This window comes from Kribbella sp. NPDC051770 (assembly GCF_040681455.1).
GTDB lineage: Bacteria > Actinomycetota > Actinomycetes > Propionibacteriales > Kribbellaceae > Kribbella.
This window is the reverse complement of sequence record NZ_JBFAYT010000003.1, coordinates 327760-346306: the sequence shown is the minus strand read 5'-3', so window position 1 is coordinate 346306 and position 18547 is coordinate 327760. Positions and strand designations below refer to the sequence as shown.

Annotated in this window: 18 protein-coding genes; 9 read left to right on the top strand and 9 right to left on the bottom strand. The window is 71.1% G+C overall.

The window, feature by feature from the left end; all coding sequences use genetic code 11:
* Positions 1–120: 120 nt before the first annotated feature.
* From AB0M01_RS13015 to AB0M01_RS12990, 6 genes are all read left to right on the top strand, one after another.
* The gene (locus AB0M01_RS13015) at positions 121–1293 is read left to right on the top strand and encodes a histidine kinase (protein WP_363668745.1); all 1173 of its coding nucleotides are present in this window, start codon (positions 121–123) and stop codon (positions 1291–1293) included.
* 14 nt (positions 1294–1307) lie between these two features.
* Positions 1308–1970: a response regulator transcription factor gene (locus tag AB0M01_RS13010; protein WP_363668743.1), complete on the top strand. Its 663-nt coding sequence runs from the start codon at positions 1308–1310 to the stop codon at positions 1968–1970.
* Positions 1971–1996: 26 nt separating this feature from the next.
* Positions 1997–2662, top strand: a complete 666-nt coding sequence (locus AB0M01_RS13005) for a response regulator transcription factor (RefSeq protein ID WP_363668741.1) — start codon at positions 1997–1999, stop codon at positions 2660–2662.
* A gap of 165 nt (positions 2663–2827) precedes the next feature.
* Positions 2828–3745: an ABC transporter ATP-binding protein gene (locus AB0M01_RS13000; protein ID WP_363668739.1), complete on the top strand. Its 918-nt coding sequence runs from the start codon at positions 2828–2830 to the stop codon at positions 3743–3745.
* Positions 3735–4580, top strand: coding sequence for an ABC transporter permease (locus AB0M01_RS12995; RefSeq protein WP_363668737.1), 846 nt, complete (start codon positions 3735–3737; stop codon positions 4578–4580). Before AB0M01_RS13000 ends, AB0M01_RS12995 begins: the two co-directional genes overlap by 11 nt.
* A 17-nt stretch (positions 4581–4597) precedes the next feature.
* On the top strand, positions 4598–5383 hold the full coding sequence (locus AB0M01_RS12990) for a PIG-L family deacetylase (protein ID WP_363668735.1): 786 nt from the start codon (positions 4598–4600) through the stop codon (positions 5381–5383).
* On the opposite strand, the gene AB0M01_RS12985 is transcribed toward AB0M01_RS12990, so the two are convergent.
* The 5 genes from AB0M01_RS12985 to AB0M01_RS12965 are packed head-to-tail and all read right to left on the bottom strand — an operon-like array spanning position 5380 to position 11950.
* Positions 5380–6654 (bottom strand): glycoside hydrolase family 125 protein, encoded by a 1275-nt coding sequence (locus tag AB0M01_RS12985; protein ID WP_363668733.1) that lies wholly within the window; start codon positions 6652–6654, stop codon positions 5380–5382. The two genes, AB0M01_RS12990 and AB0M01_RS12985, sit on opposite strands and share 4 nt — an antisense overlap.
* 31 nt (positions 6655–6685) lie before the next feature.
* On the bottom strand, positions 6686–8053 hold the full coding sequence (locus tag AB0M01_RS12980; protein ID WP_363668731.1) for an ROK family transcriptional regulator: 1368 nt from the start codon (positions 8051–8053) through the stop codon (positions 6686–6688).
* Between the two features lie 30 nt (positions 8054–8083).
* Positions 8084–9691 carry a hypothetical protein gene (locus AB0M01_RS12975; protein WP_363668729.1) on the bottom strand — a complete coding sequence of 536 codons (1608 nt, stop codon included), beginning with the start codon at positions 9689–9691 and terminating at the stop codon, positions 8084–8086.
* A 24-nt stretch (positions 9692–9715) separates the two neighbouring features.
* A complete protein-coding gene (locus AB0M01_RS12970) occupies positions 9716–10738 on the bottom strand; it encodes a hypothetical protein (protein ID WP_363668727.1) in 1023 nt (340 codons plus the stop codon).
* 21 nt (positions 10739–10759) lie between these two features.
* Entirely contained in the window at positions 10760–11950 is a 1191-nt protein-coding gene (locus AB0M01_RS12965; protein WP_363668725.1) for a cysteine desulfurase-like protein, read from the bottom strand.
* A 108-nt stretch (positions 11951–12058) separates the two neighbouring features.
* Here AB0M01_RS12965 and AB0M01_RS12960 point away from each other — a divergent pair, with 108 nt between their 5' ends.
* The 3 genes from AB0M01_RS12960 to AB0M01_RS12950 are packed head-to-tail and all read left to right on the top strand — an operon-like array spanning position 12059 to position 14588.
* The gene (locus tag AB0M01_RS12960) at positions 12059–13036 is read left to right on the top strand and encodes a DMT family transporter (protein WP_363668723.1); all 978 of its coding nucleotides are present in this window, start codon (positions 12059–12061) and stop codon (positions 13034–13036) included.
* 60 nt (positions 13037–13096) lie between these two features.
* Entirely contained in the window at positions 13097–13753 is a 657-nt protein-coding gene (locus tag AB0M01_RS12955) for a hemerythrin domain-containing protein (protein ID WP_363668721.1), read from the top strand.
* Positions 13754–13766: 13 nt separating this feature from the next.
* On the top strand, positions 13767–14588 hold the full coding sequence (locus AB0M01_RS12950; RefSeq protein ID WP_363668719.1) for an aminoglycoside phosphotransferase family protein: 822 nt from the start codon (positions 13767–13769) through the stop codon (positions 14586–14588).
* Between the two features lie 62 nt (positions 14589–14650).
* Here AB0M01_RS12950 and AB0M01_RS12945 read toward each other — a convergent pair whose 3' ends face one another.
* The 4 genes from AB0M01_RS12945 to def are packed head-to-tail and all read right to left on the bottom strand — an operon-like array spanning position 14651 to position 18540.
* The gene (locus AB0M01_RS12945; RefSeq protein WP_363668717.1) at positions 14651–15646 is read right to left on the bottom strand and encodes a DMT family transporter; all 996 of its coding nucleotides are present in this window, start codon (positions 15644–15646) and stop codon (positions 14651–14653) included.
* Between the two features lie 49 nt (positions 15647–15695).
* Entirely contained in the window at positions 15696–17069 is a 1374-nt protein-coding gene (locus tag AB0M01_RS12940) for a transcription antitermination factor NusB (protein WP_363668715.1), read from the bottom strand.
* Entirely contained in the window at positions 17066–17995 is a 930-nt protein-coding gene (gene fmt, locus AB0M01_RS12935; RefSeq protein ID WP_363668713.1) for a methionyl-tRNA formyltransferase, read from the bottom strand. Before fmt ends, AB0M01_RS12940 begins: the two co-directional genes overlap by 4 nt.
* Positions 17992–18540: a peptide deformylase gene (gene def, locus AB0M01_RS12930; RefSeq protein WP_363668711.1), complete on the bottom strand. Its 549-nt coding sequence runs from the start codon at positions 18538–18540 to the stop codon at positions 17992–17994. The genes fmt and def overlap by 4 nt, the downstream gene beginning before the upstream one ends.
* Positions 18541–18547 lie beyond the last annotated feature (7 nt).

The window sequence follows — 18547 nt, the reverse complement described above, 5'->3', positions numbered from 1 at the left end:
AGTCGCCGGAGAGCGCGATCCCGGGCATCGGCCGCGGGGCTGTCGCCGCCTGCCCGGAAGTCGGTCCGGTATCGACTTTGGTCGGTGGTCGCCCGCCCGGGCCGGATCTAGGCTCGGGGCATGAACGCGACCTGCTCCAACGAGTCCGAGCTGCGGATCCCGGGCGAGCCCCCGCGGTGGGTCGGCGACGTGGTCGGGGTGGCCTCGGTCGGGGTGCTCACCGCCGCCACCATCTTCGGGCGGCAGTCCGGTCCGGACGGATCGCGGTACCTGATCCTCGACGTGATCGTCGGGATCGTTGCCGTCGGCCTCATTGTCCCGCTGGCCCGGCGTCCGGTGCAGTCCGCGCTCGCGCTGGCCGCGCTCGCCGTCCTCTCCCCCGCCGCGACGCCGCCGTCGACGGTCGGGACGCTCACGGTCGCACAGCGGCGGCCGCTCAAGACCGCCGTGCTGATCGCGCTCGCGGGGACCGTCGGGCACCTGATCCAGTGGCTCTGGCGGCCGGTCGAGGGGCTGAACCTCTTCTGGTACGTGATCGTCGATGTCGCTGTGCACGCCGCACTGATGGCCTGGGGGCAGTGGGCGCAGGCGCGCCGGGCGCTGCTCGGATCACTGAGAGAGCGCGCTCTCCGGGCCGAGAGCGAGCAAGGCCGGCGGGTGGCCGAGGCCCGGATGCTGGAGCGGACGAAGATGGCGCGCGAGATGCACGACGTGCTCGCGCACCGGCTGTCCTTGCTCGCGACGTACGCCGGAGCGCTGGAGTACCGGCCGGACTCGTCGCCGGAGAAGCTCGCGCAGGCCGCGGGCGTGATCCGGACCGGGGTGCACCAGGCGCTCGACGAACTGCGCGAGGTGATCAGCGTGCTGCGCGACGGCGAGATCGACGAGCTGCCCGGCGGGCGGCCGCAGCCGACGTTCGGCGATCTCGACGCGCTGGTGCAGGAGTCGAGAGACGCGGGGAGCGCGATCTCGTACGCCGCCGAGGTCAGCGCGGCCGAGACGTTGCCGCCGGCCACCGGGCGCACGGCGTACCGGGTGGTGCAGGAAGGGCTGACGAACGCGCGCAAGCACGCGGCCGGGCGGCCGGTCAGCGTCGTCGTGAAAGGGCGGCCGGGTGACGGGCTGGTGATCGAGCTGCGGAACCCGGGCGGGAACGGCGTACCAGCTGCGCCCGGGAGCGGGACCGGGCTGGTCGGGCTGACCGAGCGGGTGAACCTGGCCGGCGGGACGCTCGACCACGGGAAGACGGCGGGCGAGTTCCGGCTACATGCTGCGTTGCCCTGGCCGGAGTGACTACGGTGGCGCCTATGGGTGACACAGCGGCGGCGATCCGGGTGCTGGTGGTGGACGACGACGCGCTCGTCCGGGCCAGCCTGGAGATGATGCTCGACGGGGCGAACGGGATCGCGGTGGTCGCGCAGGCGGCCGACGGGGACGAGGTGCCGGGCGCGATCGACGCGCACTTCCCCGACCTGGTGCTGATGGATCTGCGGATGCCGCGGGTGGACGGGATCGTCGCGACGCGGCGGTTGCGGGAGCGGAAGAACCCGCCGGAGGTGATCGTGCTGACGACGTTCGACACCGACGAGAACGTGCTGCACGCGTTGCGGGCCGGGGCCAGTGGGTTCCTGCTGAAGGACACGCCGCCGGCGCAGATCGTGGACGCCGTACGGCGGGTCGCTGCCGGTGACCCGATCCTGTCGCCGGCGATCACGCGGCGGTTGATGGACCGGGCCGCGACGCAGGCTGACGCGCACACGGAGGCGCAGGGAGCGCTCTCCCGGTTGAGCCCGCGGGAGTACGACGTGATGCTGGCGGTCGCGCAGGGCAAGGCGAACGCGGAGATCGCGACGGAGCTGTTCATGAGCCTGGCGACGGTGAAGGCGCACATCTCGCACATCCTGACCAAGCTGGAGCTGGGGAACCGGACCCAGATCGCGCTGCTGGCCCACGACGCGGGACTTGCCTGACCGTTCGATGCCCTAGCGTGGGCGGCATGATTCGGGTGCTGCTGGCGGACGATCAGGCTCTGGTGCGGGCCGGGTTCCGGGCGTTGCTGAACGCCGAGGACGACATCACCGTGATCGGTGAGGTTTCGGACGGGGCCGCGGCGGTCGAGGTGGCTCGGGCGGAGAAGCCTGACGTGGTGCTGATGGACATCCGGATGCCGGGGACCGACGGGCTGGAGGCGACGCGGCAGATCGGGGCCGAGGAAGCGCTCTCTGATGTTCACGTGGTGATCCTGACGACGTTCGACTTGGACGAGTACGTGTTCGAGGCGTTGCGGGTCGGGGCGAGTGGGTTCCTGGTGAAGGACACCGAACCGGTGGAGCTGCTGCAGGCGGTGCGGGTGGTGGCGCGGGGAGACGCGTTGCTGTCCCCGGGGGTGACGCGGCGGTTGGTGGCCGAGTTCGCGACGCGGAGCCGGCAGCCGCACGCGAGCAAGGAGCTCGACGTGCTGACCGAGCGGGAGAAGGAGATCGTCGCGCTGGTCGGCGAGGGGTTGTCGAACGACGAGATCGCGGCGCGGCTGGTGTTGAGTCCGGCGACGGCGAAGACGCATGTGAGCCGGGCGATGGTGAAGCTCGGGGTGCGGGACCGGGCGCAGCTGGTGGTGCTGGCGTACCAGACCGGGCTGGTACGGCCGGGCTGGCTCGGGTAGCAGTCCGGCCCCGGCGGCGGAGTCCACGGAGCCTGCGGGGCCAACGCAGCCCGCGCCACCTGGGGCAGGAGCCCGGCCGGGCTCGGGTAGTACTCCCCCGGCGGTACGACCGATGCCTCCTCCGGGGCGACGCGCGCACCGCCTCCGGAACGGCACTGTCGGAGCATGGAAACGACAGTTGCTCCGATGGTTCAGGTGCACGGCCTGACCAAGCGCTACGGCGACACCCTCGCGGTCGATGGTGTCGATCTGGTGGTCCGGCCGGGTGAGGTCTACGGGTTCCTCGGGCCCAACGGCGCCGGCAAGACCACGACGCTGCGCATTCTCACCGGCCTGATCGCGCCGACCAGCGGCCGCGTCGAGATTCTCGGTGGCGCACCGGGTCAGGCGCGGGTCCTGGCGCGGACCGGCTCGATGATCGAGTCGCCCGCGTTCTACCCGTACCTGTCCGGTCTCGACAACCTGCGGCTGCTCGCCGAGTACGCCGAGGTGCCGCGTGCCCGGGTCCGCGAGGTGCTCGAACTGGTCGACCTGGCCGATCGCGCCAAGGACCGCTTCTCGACGTACTCGCTGGGGATGAAGCAACGGCTCGGGGTCGCGGCGGCGCTGCTCAAGGACCCGGAGCTGGTGATCCTCGACGAGCCGACCAACGGGCTCGACCCGGCCGGGATGCGAGACATGCGCCGGCTGATCCGCGAGCTCGGGTCGGACGGGCGGACCGTCGTGCTGTCGAGCCACCTGCTCGGCGAGGTCCAGCAGGTCTGCGACCGGGTCGGGATCATCAACGCCGGCCGGATGGTCGCCGAGCACGACGTCGACGAACTGCGCGGCCAGCAGGAGCTGGTGATCCGCGCGAGACCGCTGGAGAGCGCTCACTCGGTTCTCCGGGATGTTCTCGGCGCCGACGCGGTGCACCAGTACGACGACACGCTGCGCGCCAAGGTCTCGCCGGACCGCGCCGCCGAGATCAACCGGCTGCTGGTGCAGGCGGAGATCGCGGTGTCGGAACTGCGCAGTACGGAGAGAGCGCTCGAGGACGTGTTCTTCGAGCTGACCACGGAGGAGAAGGCTCATGCTAGGTAGCTATCGCGCGGAGCTGATCAAGCTGCGGAAACGGTCGGCGGTCTGGGTGCTGTTCGGGGCCGGGCTCGTGCTCAGTCTGATCTTCGGGTACGTGCTCCCGTACGTCGGCTACCTGGCCGGCGACGGGAACCCGGAGACGACGGGGATCCCGCCGGCCGAGGTGTTGCGAGGGCTGTTGCCGGGGCGCGTGCTGGACAACACGATCGGTGGGTTCCCGGTGTTCGCGGGAGCGCTCTCCCTTGTTCTCGGCGCGATCGTGGTCGGCGGGGAGTACACGTGGGGAACGTTGAAGACCGTGCTCACGCAGCGGTCTGGGCGGATCTCGGTGCTCGGCGGGCAGCTGCTCGGGTTGTTCACGATGCTGGCGGTGTGGGTGTTGGGGATCTTCGTGGCGTGTGCGCTGTGCAGCATCGGGATCGCAGCGGCCGAGGGTGGGTCGATGGCGTGGCCGGGTGCGCTGGAGATCGTTCGCGCGCTGGCTGGTGGATGGTTGGTGCTGGCGATCTGGTGTCTGGCGGGCGCGTTGCTGGCTGTTGCCTTCCGCAACGTTGCGCTGCCGATCGGGCTCGGGGTGGTGTGGATCCTCGGGATCGAGACCTTGCTCGCCGGGGTCGCGAGCAGCCTGCTGCCGGATCTGGAGGTGCTGACCGACGCGTTGCCGGGGGCGAACGCCGGGGCGCTGGTGTTCAGCGTGACGGGGATGGTCGCGGTGGATGCGCCGCCTGGGGTGCGGGACGCCGTTGGCGGCGGGCGGGCGCTGGTGACGTTGGCGGCGTACGGCGTGGTGTTCGCCGGGCTGGCGATGGTGACGACCCGGCGGCGTGATGTCGTGTAGCGGTGAGGACTGCTCTGGTGGTGCATGCACATCCGGACGACGAGGTGTTCGCGACGGGAGCGGCGGTGATCGCGCTCTCCGACGCGGGCTGGCGGGTGGTGCTGCGGGTCGCCACCGGTGGGGAGGCGTCGGAGGATGCGGGGCTGGGTGAGGCGGAGGCGCGGCGGGTTCGCGGCGAGAAGCTGAGCCAGTCGTGCGCGTTGTTGGGGATCGCTGAGTGGGGGTGGCTCGGGGAGGCCGGCGAGTGGGTGGATCGCGGGGGCGCTGGGGCGGGAAGCGTTGCTGCGGCGGAGAGCGCGATCTTGGTCCAGGCCGTACGGCGGGCGCTGGTGGACGTGCGGCCGGAGCTGGTGCTGAGCGTGGGGCGGGACGGGCTGACCGGGCATCCGGATCATGTGGCGATCGGGACGGCGGTGCGGGAGGCAACCGACGGGACGGCGCTGGGGGCGCGGCTGCGGGCGGCGGATGTGGTCGCGGGGCGGGAGGCTGTCGAGAAGCTGGCCGGGCGGCCGGTTGGGTCGGGGCGGGTAGTGGGAGCCGGCGACGATGTGGCGTTGGAGGAGATCCGGGCCGGCGGTGAGAAGGAGAGCGCAGGCCAGGAGAGCGTGGGTGTGGAGAGCGCGGGCCGGGAGAGCGGGCACAGCGCGGAGCAGCGTCGACGACAAGCACTGGATGTCTACCGACCTGGGCTGGGCACAGCACCCATCGAAGAACTACTGACAGGACGGCTCGGGGATTCCGTACTTCTCCGAGCCGTCCTCGATGTCGCTGGGTGGAACAAAGACCTCTTCGAGCGCCTCTAGATCAACCGGCGCCCAGCGTGCGCCAGCGCCAGCTCGCAGAACATCGCGTTGGCCCACGAGAACCACTCACGCGTGTACTGGTTCGGGTCGTCCACGTGGAAGCCCTCGTGCATCTGCCCGGTCCCGCCGGTGGTGTCGCGCAGCGTCTCCAGGATCTGCGCGCGCTCCTCGGCCGAGGTCGCGGTCAGGCCCTGGACGGCGAGCGAGATGTGCCAGACGTAGTGCGGCGGCGTGTGCGGGCTGCCGATCCCCGACGCGTGCGTACCGCTGTAGTAGTACGGGTTCTCCGGGCTCAGCAGCAGCTTCCGCGTCGCCAGGTACGTCGGGTCGTCGACGGCGGCGTACCCGCTGAGCGGCGCCGACAGCAGGCTCGGCATGTTCGCGTCGTCCATCAGCAACCGCTCCCCCGCGCCGTCCACCTCGTACGCGAAGACCCGCCCGTACGACGGGTGCTCGACGGTGCCGTGCCGCGCGATGCCCTCGTCGATGCCGGCCCGCAGCTCCTTGGCGCGGGCGCCGAGCGCCGGGTCGCCGAGCAGCTCGGTCGCGATCACCTCGACGTACCCGAGCACGACCGAGGCGAACATGTTGCCGGGCACGTTGAACCCGTGCTCGGTCGCGTCGTCGCTGGGCCGGAACGCGCTCCACGACATCCCGGTCGGCTGCGTCCAGCGGCCACGGCCCTCGCGGACCAGCGTGTCGGTGGCCGGCTCGCCGTGCCGCTCGAACCGGTACGGCGAGTTCGCCTCGTGGTCGAGCTCGACCGTCCACAGGTCCAGGATCGCGACCGCCGCGGTCCGGAACCGCTCGTCGATCACGTCGGCGCGGCCGGTGATCTTCCACAGCTTGTACGCCAGGTCGAGCGGGAAGCACAGCGAGTCGATCTCGTACTTGCGCTCCCACACCCACGGCGACATCTCGGTCAGGTCGGTGGTGTGGCCGGCGCCGTTGGCCTCGCGGTTGAAGGCGTTCGCGTACGGGTCGAGCGCGACGTACTCCAGTTGGCGGTGCAGTACGCCGATCAGCACGTCCTGCAGGCCGGGGTCGTCGGCGCACAGCACCAGGTACGGCCGCAGCTGCGCGGCGGAGTCGCGCAGCCACATCGCCGGGATGTCACCGGTCAGCACGAACGTCGTACCGTCGGGCAGCCGTTCGGCCACGGCCGGCAGGTTCTGCGCCATCGACTGCTGGAACATGGTCGCGATCACCGGGTCGCCGGTGGCCTGGCGGACCTCCTCGGTGGCGCGGGCCAGCACGTCGGGGTCGATCATCAACACATCACCTTTCAGCGGGACAGGATTTTCACCCGGCAGTGTTCACACCGGGAGCGGGACGGGATCCGGAGGGAGCGCTCTCCGGTGGTCCGAGCAGCAGCACGGACGGGTTCGGCGAGAACGTGTGGTCGAGGACCAGGCTGGCAGCGCCGACCGCGCCGACGTCGGCGCCGAGAGCCGTGCCGGCGACGTCGAACGGGTGCACCGAGCGCACCAGGAAGCGCTCTCTCAGCGTTTCCCGGATCGAGTCGCCGAAGAACGGGGCGAGGCGGTCCCAGTGCGGGCCGCCGAAGACGACGCGTTCGAGGTCGAGCAGGTTGGCGATGTCCTCGACGACCTTGGCGATCCGGCCGGCCAGCGCGGTGACGATCTCGCGGGCCGCGCCGGGCTGGTCGGCGGCGGTCGCGCAGAGCTCGGCGAAGGCGACGTCGACGGCGTGCCGGTCGTCGAGGTTGATGCCGCGGGCAATGAATCCGGAGTGGACGGCCTGCTGGACCAGGTAGCGCGGCTGGCTGGTCTCGCCGACGCAGCCGCGGCGGCCGCAGAAGCACAGCGGACCGTCGGGGTCGACGATCACGTGGCCGATCTCGCCGACGTTGCCCGACGTACCGCGGACGACCTCGTCGGCGATCACCAGACCGGCGCCGATGCCGGTGCCGAGGTAGAAGAAGACGAAGCTGCCGCGGCCGTTCGGGCCGCCGGCCCATTTCTCGGCCGAGGCCGCGGCGGTGACGTCCTTGTCGAGCAGGACGGGCAGGCCGGTCCGGTCGCGCAGGGCGTCGCGAAGCGGGACGCGGTGCCAGGCGGTGAGATTCGGTGGATCGACGACCGCGCCGCGCTCGACGTCGATCGGGCCGGGGGCGGCGATGCCGAGACCGACGATGCGGTCGCGTGGGGCGCCGGCCTCGGTGATGACCTCCTCGACCATCGCGGCGATGCCGCTGATGAGCGCGTCGGGGTCGTCGCGGGAAGGCGCTGTTGTCTCGCGGGGTGGCGGCGAGTGCTGGGCGTAGGCCGCGACGACTTCGGTTTCGGCGCGGCGGCGGGCGACGATCTCGCCGGTGAGGTCTAGGACGACGACCGTGACGACCGCGGGGTCGAGGTGGACGCCGACGGCGTACTGGCCGGTGGGCTCCAGCTCCAGCAGGGTGCGCGGTTTGCCGAGGCCGGCGTTCTTCTGGCGGCCGGCTTCGCGGACCAGACCCGCGTCGAGCAGGCGGCGGGTGATGTTGGAGATCGCCTGGCCGGACAGACCGGTCGCGGCGGCGAGCTCGACGCGGCTCAGCAGCTGGTCGGCGCGGCGGATCGCGTCCAGGACGACGCTGTCGTTGAATCCCCCGACGCGGTCCAGGTTCGTACCCCGGCGGACCACAGCCGGCGGCTGCTCGGTGCTCACCACTCCCCCTGTCCTCGCACCGCGCTCACCTCACCCGGCAGCCGGGTCGGCGCCCCACGGCAGCGACCAGTCGTAGTGGATGGTGCCGGCGCTGGTCCCCCAGGAGTTCGGCGTCGTGTTCATGAGCCAGTCCAGCGGCTCGAGCTGATCACCCCCACTGAGCGCCAACCGTATACCGTCGCTCAGCTCCCGATCGGTGGTCGCGGTCCGGGCGGCCGGGTCCACAGAAACGAAGAGAGCGCTCCCCGAGCGCGCGACCAGGTCCAGGAAGCGCGCGTTGAGCGCCCACGGCGTCTGCGGCGTACAGGGAACGCAGTCGGCGTCGAGGGTGAAGAACCGGCGGTGCTGAGGCAAGCGGAAAGCCAGCGAGTTCACGCCCATCTTCCGGGTCCGTTCCCAGTCGCGTCCGGAGGTGTCGTCACCACTGCGCTGTACGTCGACCAGCCCGGCGGCCAGGTGCCCGACGGTGTTGCAGCCGATCAGGACGAGGTCCTCGGCGGCGGCGCGGATCTCGCGGTAGAAGTCGAGCACGATCTCGGCGGTGGTCCGGGTCGGGTCGTGGAACTGCCAGCCGGCGTCGGTCAGTCGCGCACCCATCGCCGGGCCGAAACGGCCGAACACGTCGTACGTGCTGAAGTCGTGCTTCACCAGCTCGAAGCCCCAGGAGCGGAACCGCTGGAGGTCGCCGCGAACCAGGTCGAGGACTTCTGGGTACGTCGGGTCGAGCGCGCGGCCCGGGGCTTCGCCGCCGAGGGGATGTCCCCAGGGACCGCTCTCTCGGGACAGCAACGGGCGGAACCACAGGCCGGGGCGTGCGCCGAGCTGCTTGACCGCGGCTGCTGTTCCGGCCATGTCGTCGAAGAGCCCCGGGATCCCGCTCTCCCAGGGGCCGCCGGAGCCGTTGCCGCCCGGGTTCCAGCCGTCGTCGACAACGCTGAACGGTTTGACCGGGTGGCCGTCGGCCAGTTCGACGATCGTGGCGGCGTCCTGGAGGACGGCCTTCTCGTCGAAGCCTTCGCCGTAGGCGTAGTACCAGTTGTTCGCGCCGACGACCGGGCCGATGTCGGGGAGCGCTGGGAGGTGGGCGCTCATTGCTTCGGTGGCGGCTTCGAGGGTCTTCCAAGGGGTGCCGGCGTCTGGGAACTCGCGGACAACTGCTGCTTTCAGGCTGCGGCCGTTGAGGTGGGTCGGTCCGCCGCCGTTGCGGAGGTCGAGCCAGAGGGTGACGCCGGTGCGGTCGACGGTCCAGGAGCAGAAGGCGGCCGGGTGGACGTCGACGCCCATGCCGGTGGTTGCGCCGGTGAGTTGGTCGTGGGCGAGCCAGTACCACGGGAGGAGGCGCTCGGGCTGAAGGTGGCGCCACTGGAGATCGCCGTACGAGCGTTCCCAGGCGTCGCCGAGAACGAGCGCGTGCTCCGGGAGAGCGCGCTCCCAGCGGAGCGCGACGCGGGAAATCGCGCCGGGAGCGCTGACGGTGATCTGACCACCGCGAGCGTCGCCGGGCGCGACGCTCGGCGTGGCGGCCTCGGACCAGGTGATCTCGGCGCCGCGCGTGGTCCACCGGTCGCCCTCGCGGGTCGCTGCGGCGAGGGCGTCGGTGGGGTTGACCTGGACGAAGACCTGGCGGGGTTCGCTCACCGGAGCGAATTTACCCCACAGACTTTAGTAAGTCTTGTAGTAGACGAGTTCTCCTGATTCTCCCGGCGCCGCACCCTCGCTCGGGACGAACAGCGTGAACAGCAGCGCGGGAGCGCCGTTCGGAGCGCGAAGAGCGCTCACTGTCGGGTTCGCGAACGCCGTACTGCCGCCGTCGGTGCGGATCGTCGTCTGGTCCGCGTTGCCGGTCTGGTAGTCGTAGACGAACGTCCGCCACGAGCCGAAGTCGCCCTTGGTGAACTGGCCCTCGATCAGGCCGAAGCTGTAACCGCGGAAGCCGATCTGGTCCCGGTCGCCGATGTTGCCCTTGACGCCCCAGTGCAGCAGCGCGTTGTCGAACGTCGGCTGGGCGGACGTCGTCCAGGCGTTGAAGTTCCGCAGCGTGCCGCGCTGCTGGCGGTCGACGTCGCAGTTCGACCAGAAGTGGCCGCCGAGGTCGATCGTCGAGTGGTCGATGTCCGGAGAGAGCGTGATCTTGTAGATGTTCGGCGTTCCTTCGGCGCAGGTGGAGAGCCGCCGCGGGGCGTCGAACGAACGGCCGACACGACCGGTCAGGAGGTCGGCGCGGTTGGCGTAGTACCGGAAGGCGAGGTGGTTGTCGCCTCCCCCGGGCCGCTCCTGCTCCCAGGCGAGCACAAAACCGCCGTTCGACGCCTGGGCGATCGTCGGCTGGGAGGCCGGGCCGGTGTTGCTCCCCGCGAGCTCGCGCTCCCAGTGCCAGTTCAGGAGATCGGTCGAGGTCGCGAGATTGACCCGGAAGTGCCCGTCAGTCGCCAGGTGGTGCGAGACGGCGAGGTAGCCGCCGGTGCTGTCCTGGATGATCTTGACGGTGTCCATCACGTGGCCGGCGTCGTCGCGGGTGTTGTACCGCTTGCCGGTGGCACCGACAACGTTCTCGAGCATCCCGCGCAGCTCCGCGCGGGCCGGATCGGAGGGCGCCGCCAGCGGAGCCGCCTCCGCTGGGGACGTCAGGGCAGAGACGAGGAAGGCGGCCGCGAGCGCGGCGACGAGCATCGGTTTGGTCGGCATGGGGCGGTGCCTCCTTGGCGGTCAGTTCACGAGGTGTTCCACAGCTTCGACCAGGCGGTCGACGTCCGATTGGTTCGTGTACGGCGCCAGCCCGGCGCGGGTCGCGCCGGTGTCGCCGAGGCCGAGGTGGCGCGCGGTCTCGATCGCGTAGAACGAACCCGACGGCGCGTTCACGCCTCGGGCGGCGAGAGCGGCCGAGACCGCCGCGGGCTCGTGGCCGGCGACGCTGAACAACAGCGTCGGCGTACGGCGTACGGCCTTGCCGTGCAGGGTGACCGCGTCGATCGCGGCGAGCCGGAACTCGAGCTCGGCGCGGAGCGTGTCCTCGTGGATCTCCAGCAACATCAGAGAACTCAGCAACCGCTCTCTCCGGTTCTCGCCGACGCCTCCGAGGCCCGCGATGAAGTCGATCGCGGCGGTCGTCCCGGCGAGCAACTCGTACGGCAGCGTGCCGAACTCGAAGCGCTCCGGAACGGCGTTGCTGGACGGGAGGAGCTTGTCCGGCGTGATCGTTTCGAGCAGCGCCGGGGAGGCGGCGAGGACACCGCAATGCGGGCCGAAGAACTTGTACGGCGAACACGCGTAGAAGTCGGCGAACGCCATGTCGACCGGCGCGTGGGCGGTGAGGTGGACGCCGTCGACGTACAGGAGCGCGTCGGTACGCCGTACGGCGGCAGCGAGCGCGTCGAGGTCGGGGCGGGTGCCGAGCAGGTTGGACGCCGCGGTGACCGCGACCAGCTTGGTTCGGTCGGACAGCAGCGGCGTGATGTCGTCGAGCTCGGTCGTGGCCGGGTCGAACGCGAGCCAGCGGACGGTCGCGCCGGCCGCCTCGGCCGCCTGCACCCACGGGCGGACATTGGCGTCGTGGTCGAGCTTGGTGACGATCACCTCGTCGCCCGGCCCCCAGGTCTTGGCGAGCGCGCGAGAGATGTCGTAGGTCAACTGCGTCATGCTGCGGCCGAAGACGACGCCGCCCGGGTCGGCGCCGAGCAGGTCGGCCATCGCCTGGCGTGCCTCGATCACGATGTCGTCGGCGCGCCGCTCGGCCGGGGTGAGCCGGCCGCGGTTGGAGATCGCCGAGACCATCGTCCGCGCCACGGCGTCGGCGACGGCCTGCGGAGTCTGCGACCCGCCGGGGCCGTCGAAGTGCGCTGCCCCTTCAGAGAGAGCCGGGAACTGCTTACGGACGGCGTCGACATCGAAGTCAGGCATACCCCCATCCTTCCTTGCCCGACCGGAGAGCGCGAGCACGAGGTCAGGATCTGCCCAATTCCGGAACGAAAGAGGAAATTGTCCCCGGCGTACTGCAAGATGTCAGGAGTGAGCACCCTGACGACTCCTGACAAGCCGCCCGTCCGGGCCTGGCTTCCCACCATGTTGACGCTGGCCGCGATCTGGGGCTGCAGCTTCCTGTTCATCTCGGTCGGTGTGCGTGAGCTGCACCCGATGTACCTCGCGCTCGGGCGGGTGATCGCTGGGTCCGCCGTGCTGGTGGCGATCCTGGTGATCAAGCGGGAAGCGCTCCCCCGCGATCCCAGGCTCTGGGCTCACACGTTCGTGATCGGCGCGATCGGGTCCGCGATCCCGTGGACGCTGTTCGGGTACGGCGAGCAGCGCGTCCCCTCGCTGCTGGCCGGCATCTGGAACGGGATCACCCCGCTGGTCGTGCTCCCGGTCGCCGTCCTGGTGTTCCGGACCGAGAAGTTCACCGCGCAGCGGGTGGCCGGGCTGCTGATCGGGTTCCTCGGGATGCTGGTCGTGCTCGGCGCCTGGAACATCGAGGGCGGCGCGGACCTGACCGGTCAGCTGCTCTGCATGGCCGCCGCGGTCTGCTACGGGCTCGCTGTCCCGTACCAGAAGCGGTTCGTTGCCGGGAGCACATTGTCCGGGACCGCGCTCTCCGCGAGCTTGTTGCTGTGCGCAACGGTCCAGCTGGCGGTGGTGGCGCCGATCGTGACCGGCGAGGCGCCGCCGATGCCGTGGACGCTGTCGCCGGAGGTGATCGGCAGCGTGCTCGCGCTCGGCGGGCTGGGCAGCGGGATCGCGTTCGTACTCAGCATGCGCAACATCCGGCTGATCGGCGCGTCCATGTCGTCGATGGTCACCTACCTGATGCCGATCTTCGCGATCGCGGTCGGCGTCCTGATCCTCGGCGAGCACCTGACCTGGTACCAGCCGGTCGGTGCGCTGGTCGTGCTCACCGGAGTCGCGGTGTCACAGGGCGTCGTACGGCGTCCGGCCCGTTCGGGCAGGAAGCGGAAAACCCCTCTGCAACCCGAGGCCGCGCCGGTACCGTGAGCTGAAACCGGCGGTCCCGGGGAGGGCGGCCGCCGGCTTCACCGCACAGGGGGCGACACCATGAGCACTGCTACCAGACCCGACACGCACACGATGGTCGTGGTGCACCGGGTGTTCCGGCGCGAGTTCCGGCTGCTACCGGGCCTGATCGAAGGGGTCCGCGCCGGCGACACCGAGCGCGCGGCGGTGCTCGCCGAGCACCTCACCGACATCGTCGCCGCGCTGCACCACCACCACGAGGCCGAGGACGACCTGATCTGGCCGCTGCTGCTGGAGCGCGCGACGCTGCACCTCGACCTCGTGCACCGGATGGAGGCGCAGCACGCGGCGCTCGGTGCCGCGCTCGACCGGATCGAGAAGCTGACGCCGCAGTGGGGACGGAGCGCGAGCCTGGTCGAGGCGCGGGAGCTGGCGGCCGCCGTACGGGAGGCTTCGGCGGTCCTCGAAGAGCACATGGGAGAGGAAGAGAGCGCGATCCTGCCGGTGATCGCGGAGCACCTGAGCGTCGAGGAGTGGGGCAAGGTCGGTGAGCGCGGCGCGAAATCCGTTGCGGACAAGCGCAAACGGCTGCTGTTCTTGGGGGCGATCCTCGAGGACGCGACGCCGCAGGAGCAGCGCGACTTCCTCGGCGAACTGCCCGCGCCGGGGCGCGTGCTCTGGCCGCTGCTCGGCAAGCGCGCGTACGGCGGGTACACCCGACTGATCAGGAACACCTGACCGAAAGGACTCCATGGAGCCGACAGAGATCCAGCGTGCCGTCACGGCGACCTTGTCGATCGCCGCGGAGCTCGGACTGCCGGCCGAGGACGCCACTGTCCTCAACAACTCCAACAAGCTGATCCTGCGGGTGCTCCCGGCCGACGTCCTGGCCCGGGTCGCGCCCGAGCATGAGCAGGTCGCGCAGTTCGAGATCGACCTCGCGCTGCGCCTGACCGACCTCGGCGGCCCGATCGCGGCCCTCGAACCGCGGGTCGCGCCGCGGACCTACGAACGCGACGGCTTCGTCGTCACGCTGTGGACGTTCTACGACCCACTGCCCGCGGCGACTCCCCCGGCGTACGCCGAAGCGCTGGTCGATCTCCACGCCGCGATGCGCAAGGTCGACCTCCCGTCGCCGCACTACACAGATCGCGTGGAGAGCGCTCTCGCACTGCTCTCCGACCCGAGCCAAACGCCAGACCTCGGCGCCGAGGACCGCGAGTTCCTCACGACCTCGCTCCAGAACCTCACGCGAGCGATCCAGGCCCGCCGCCCCGCCGAGCAGCTCTTGCACGGCGAACCCCACCCCGGCAACCTGCTCGCCACCACGACAGGCCCGCGCTTCATCGACCTCGAAACCTGCTGCCGCGGGCCGGTCGAGTTCGACCTCGCGCACGCGCCGGAGGAGGTCGACGCCCACTATCCCGATGCCGACCAGTCGCTGGTCCGCGACTGCCGCCTGCTCGTCCTCGCCATGATCACCACTTGGCGCTGGGACCTCGGCGACCAGTTCCCGAACGGCCGCCAGTTCGCCCATGAGTGGATCACCGAACTGCGGGCGGCGTACCGCTGACCGTCAGCTTCGGCGGCGGTTGGGCTCGGTGAACGTTGGGGATCGCGGCGTGCCGCTGACCCTCAGCTTCGGCGGAGGTTCGGGATCGCGGCGATGACCACCGCCGCGAGGGCGAGGAACGTGCCAGCGACGACCGAGAAGGTGACCTCCGTGTCGGCGGCCGGGGCGAAGAGGTCGATCAGGAGGCTGGCGATGAGCTGGCCCGCGATCGTGCCCAGGCCGAGGACGAACACGCCGACGATGCGGACGACCGCAGCCGCGGAGCTGATGAAGACGACGCCGCAGAGGCCGCCGACGTACAGCCAGGGGTCGGTCGGGAGCGGGCGGGGAGCGCCGCGGAAAGCCAGGTCGACGAGGAAGACGACGAGCAGGGCGCTGGTGCCGACGATGAAGTTGATGGTGCCGGCGGCGAGGGCGCCGAAGGCGTCGCCGGAGGCGGTGCGGGCGACTCGGCCGTTGATGCCTTGTTGGACGGCGGTGCCGATGCCGGCGACCGCGGGGAGGATCGCCAGCAGCAGGCCTGACGGGTGGCTGAGGCGGTCGGAAACTGCCAGTACGACGGCCAGCAGGGCGACGATCGCGCCGACCACGCGCAGCGGGGTGTAGGGCTGCGGGCCGGCCGGGCCGAAGCCGAGGCGGTCGACGACGAGGCTGCTGATCGCCTGGCCGCCGACGACCGCGACGGTGAAGACGGCGACGCCGATCACCGCGACGGTGATCGACTGGGTCGCGACCAGGAACGCGCCGGCCAGGCCGCCGATGCACTGCCACCAGCGCAGCGGGCCGCCCGCGCCGGCGGACGGCGTACGGATGGTGTGCCAGACCTGGCCGAGTGCTTCGCGGACGCGCGGGACGAGCGCGGAGACAACCAGCAGCACGACCAGTCCGGAGCCGAACGAGATCAAAGCGGCGGCGACGCCGTCGCCGAGGCGGTTGCCGAGGTCGCCGTTCACGCGGGACTGGATCGCGACCAGCAGACCGATGCCGAAGGACGCGGCGAGCCCGAGGATCTGGAGCTGCTGGCTGCTGCGTACAGGGCGGGTGTCGGTCGTTGTCACCCCTCCATCATGACCGTTCGACTCAATGCGCCTGACACCGGTCCACGGTTCAGGACCGGCGGATCAGCGCCAGGTACATCGCGTCGGTGCCGTGCAGGTGCGGCCAGAGCTGCACGTCCGGGCCGTCCCCGAGCGACGGTACGCCGGGGAACAGCGCCCGCGCGTCCTCCAGTACGGCGTCCGGCCGGCGCGCCAGCACGGCATCGACGACCCCGCGGGTCTCCGACGGGTGCGGCGAGCAGGTCACGTACGCGACGACGCCGCCCGGGCGGACCGAGGTGATCGCCGCCGCGAGCAGGGCCTCCTGGAGCGGGCGCAGCTCGGCGACGTCGTCCGGCGTACGGCGCCAGCGGGCCTCCGGGCGGCGGCGCAGCGCGCCGAGGCCGGTGCACGGGACGTCGGCGAGGACGCGGTCGTACCAGCCCGAGGGCCAGGTCGGCTTGGTGCCGTCGCCGACCAGGACCTGGTGCTCGCCGGGGATCGCGCGCAGGTTCGAGCGGACGAGCTCGGCGCGGTGCTTCTGCGGCTCGACCGCGGTGAGGACCGCCTCGCCCTGGTTGGCGAGCGCCGCGAGCAGGGCGGACTTGCCGCCGGGGCCGGCGCAGAGGTCGAGCCAGCGGGCGTCGTTGCCCTCGATTGGCGCGGTGGCGAGAGCGGTGGCGACGAGCTGCGAGCCTTCGTCCTGGACGCCGGCGCGGCCGGTGGCGACGGCCTGGATGCGACCGGGGTCGCCGCCGCCTTGCAGCACGGCGGCGTACGGCGACCAGCGGGCGCGGCTGGCGCCGGCCTCGATGAGCTCGTCGACGTCGGAGAGCCCGGGGCGCGCGACAAGGGTGACCTTCGGCGGTTCGTTGTCAGCGTCGAGGACGGGTTCTACCTCATCCAGGACCTGAGAAAAAGCTTCGATGACCCAGCGGGGATGGGCTTTCGCGATCGCCAGGTAGCCGAGGCGATCCTCCTCCGGCTTCGGGGCGACCGTGGCGATCCACTGGTCGAGGTTGCGCTGGCTGATCTTGCGGAGGACTGCGTTCACCAAACCGCTGCGGCTCTGGCCGACCTCCGCGCGGGTCAGCGTGACCATCTCGTTGACCGCGGCGTACGAGTCGACGCGCATCCGCAGCAGCTGATGCGTGCCCAGTCGCAGCAGGTCGAGCAGCTCCGGGTCGAGGTCGGCGAGCGGGCGGGAGACGCTGCGGGCGAGGAAGGCGTCGTACGTGCCCTGCCAGCGGAGCGTGCCGTGGACGAGCTCGGTGCAGAAGGCGGCGTCGCGGCCGCCGAGGCGCTGGTCGCGGAGCGCCTTGTTGAGGGCGAGGTTGGCGTAGCCGTCCTCGCCGTTCACCTGACGGATCACCCGGTACGCGACCTGCCGCACCTTGTCGGGGCGCTTCTGCGGGGCGCGGTTGCGGGGACTGCGGTCGCTCACTCGGTGCCCAACTGGTCGTCTGCGGTGATCCGGACGCCGCGGGCCCAGTCGGCCCCGGCCATCGGCTTCTTGCCCTGCGGCTGGACGGTGACCAGCTCGATCGCCTTGCTGCCGGTGCCGACCTTGACCGACGACTTCGCCGCGTCCAGTACGCCGGGCGCCAGCTCCTCGTCGGTCAGCGCGACGGCGAGCACCTTCAGCCGCTCGCCGCGGAACGTGGTCCACGCGCCGGGCGCGGGATTGCACCCACGCACCAGCCGGTCGATCTGCCGCGCGGGGTGGTTCAGGTTGATCTCGGCGTCCTCGACGGTCAGCTTCGGCGCGATCGTGACGCCGTCGGCCGGCTGCTCGACGGCCTGCAGGACGCCGGCCTCGATCCCGTCGAGGGTGTCGACGAGCAGCTTCGCGCCGGACTTCGACAACCGGGTCAGCAGGTCGCCGGAGGTGTCCTGGGCGCCGATCGGCTCGGTCAGTACGCCGTACACCGGACCCGCGTCGAGCGCCTTCACAATCCGGAACGTGCTCGCGCCGGTGACGTCGTCGCCGGCGATGATCGAGTGCTGCACCGGCGCCGCGCCGCGCCAGGCGGGCAGCACCGAGAAGTGCAGGTTGATCCAGCCGTGCGGCGGGATGTCGAGCGCGGCCTGCGGCAGCAGTCCGCCGTACGCGACGACGGGGCAACAGTCGGGGGCGATCTCAGCGAGCCGCGCGAGGAACTCGGGGTCGCTGGGCTTGACCGGCTTGAGGATCTCGACGCCGCCGAGCTGCTCGGCGTACTGGGCGACCGGGGAGGCGACCAGCTTGCGGCCGCGGCCCGCGGGCGCGTCGGGACGGGTGACGACGGCAACGAGTTCATGGCCGCTGGCAACGATCGCTTCGAGTGCGGTGACCGACACCTCGGGGGTGCCGGCGAAGACGAGTCTCACAGGCCGAATCCGTTCGTCGGGTGCGGGGACACCTTGATCTGCGGCGGGCCGGACAGGCCCGACCACTCCGCCTCGCGGATCGCCTTCATCGCGGCCTTGCGAGTCTCCCGGTCGAGCCGGTCGACGAACAGGACGCCGTCCAGGTGGTCGGTCTCGTGCTGGATGCAGCGCGACAGCAGGTCGTCGCCCTCGATCAGCACCGGGTCGCCGTACATGTTGAAACCGCGGGCGATCACGTGCTCGGCGCGGCGGCAGTCGAAGGTCAGGCCGGGGATCGACAGGCAGCCCTCCGGGCCGAACTGCTCCTCGGTGCCGAGGGTGAGCTCGGGGTTGACCAGGTGACCGATCTCGCCGTCGACGTTGTAGGTGAACACCCGCAGGCCGACGCCGATCTGCGGCGCGGCCAGGCCGGAGCCGGGCGCGGCCTGCATGGTGTCGGTCAGGTCCGCGACCAGGCGGCGCAGCTCGGCGTCGAAGTCGACGACCGGGTCGGCCTTGGTCAGCAGCACGGGGTCGCCGAACAGGCGGATGGGTTGGACCGACACACAGACT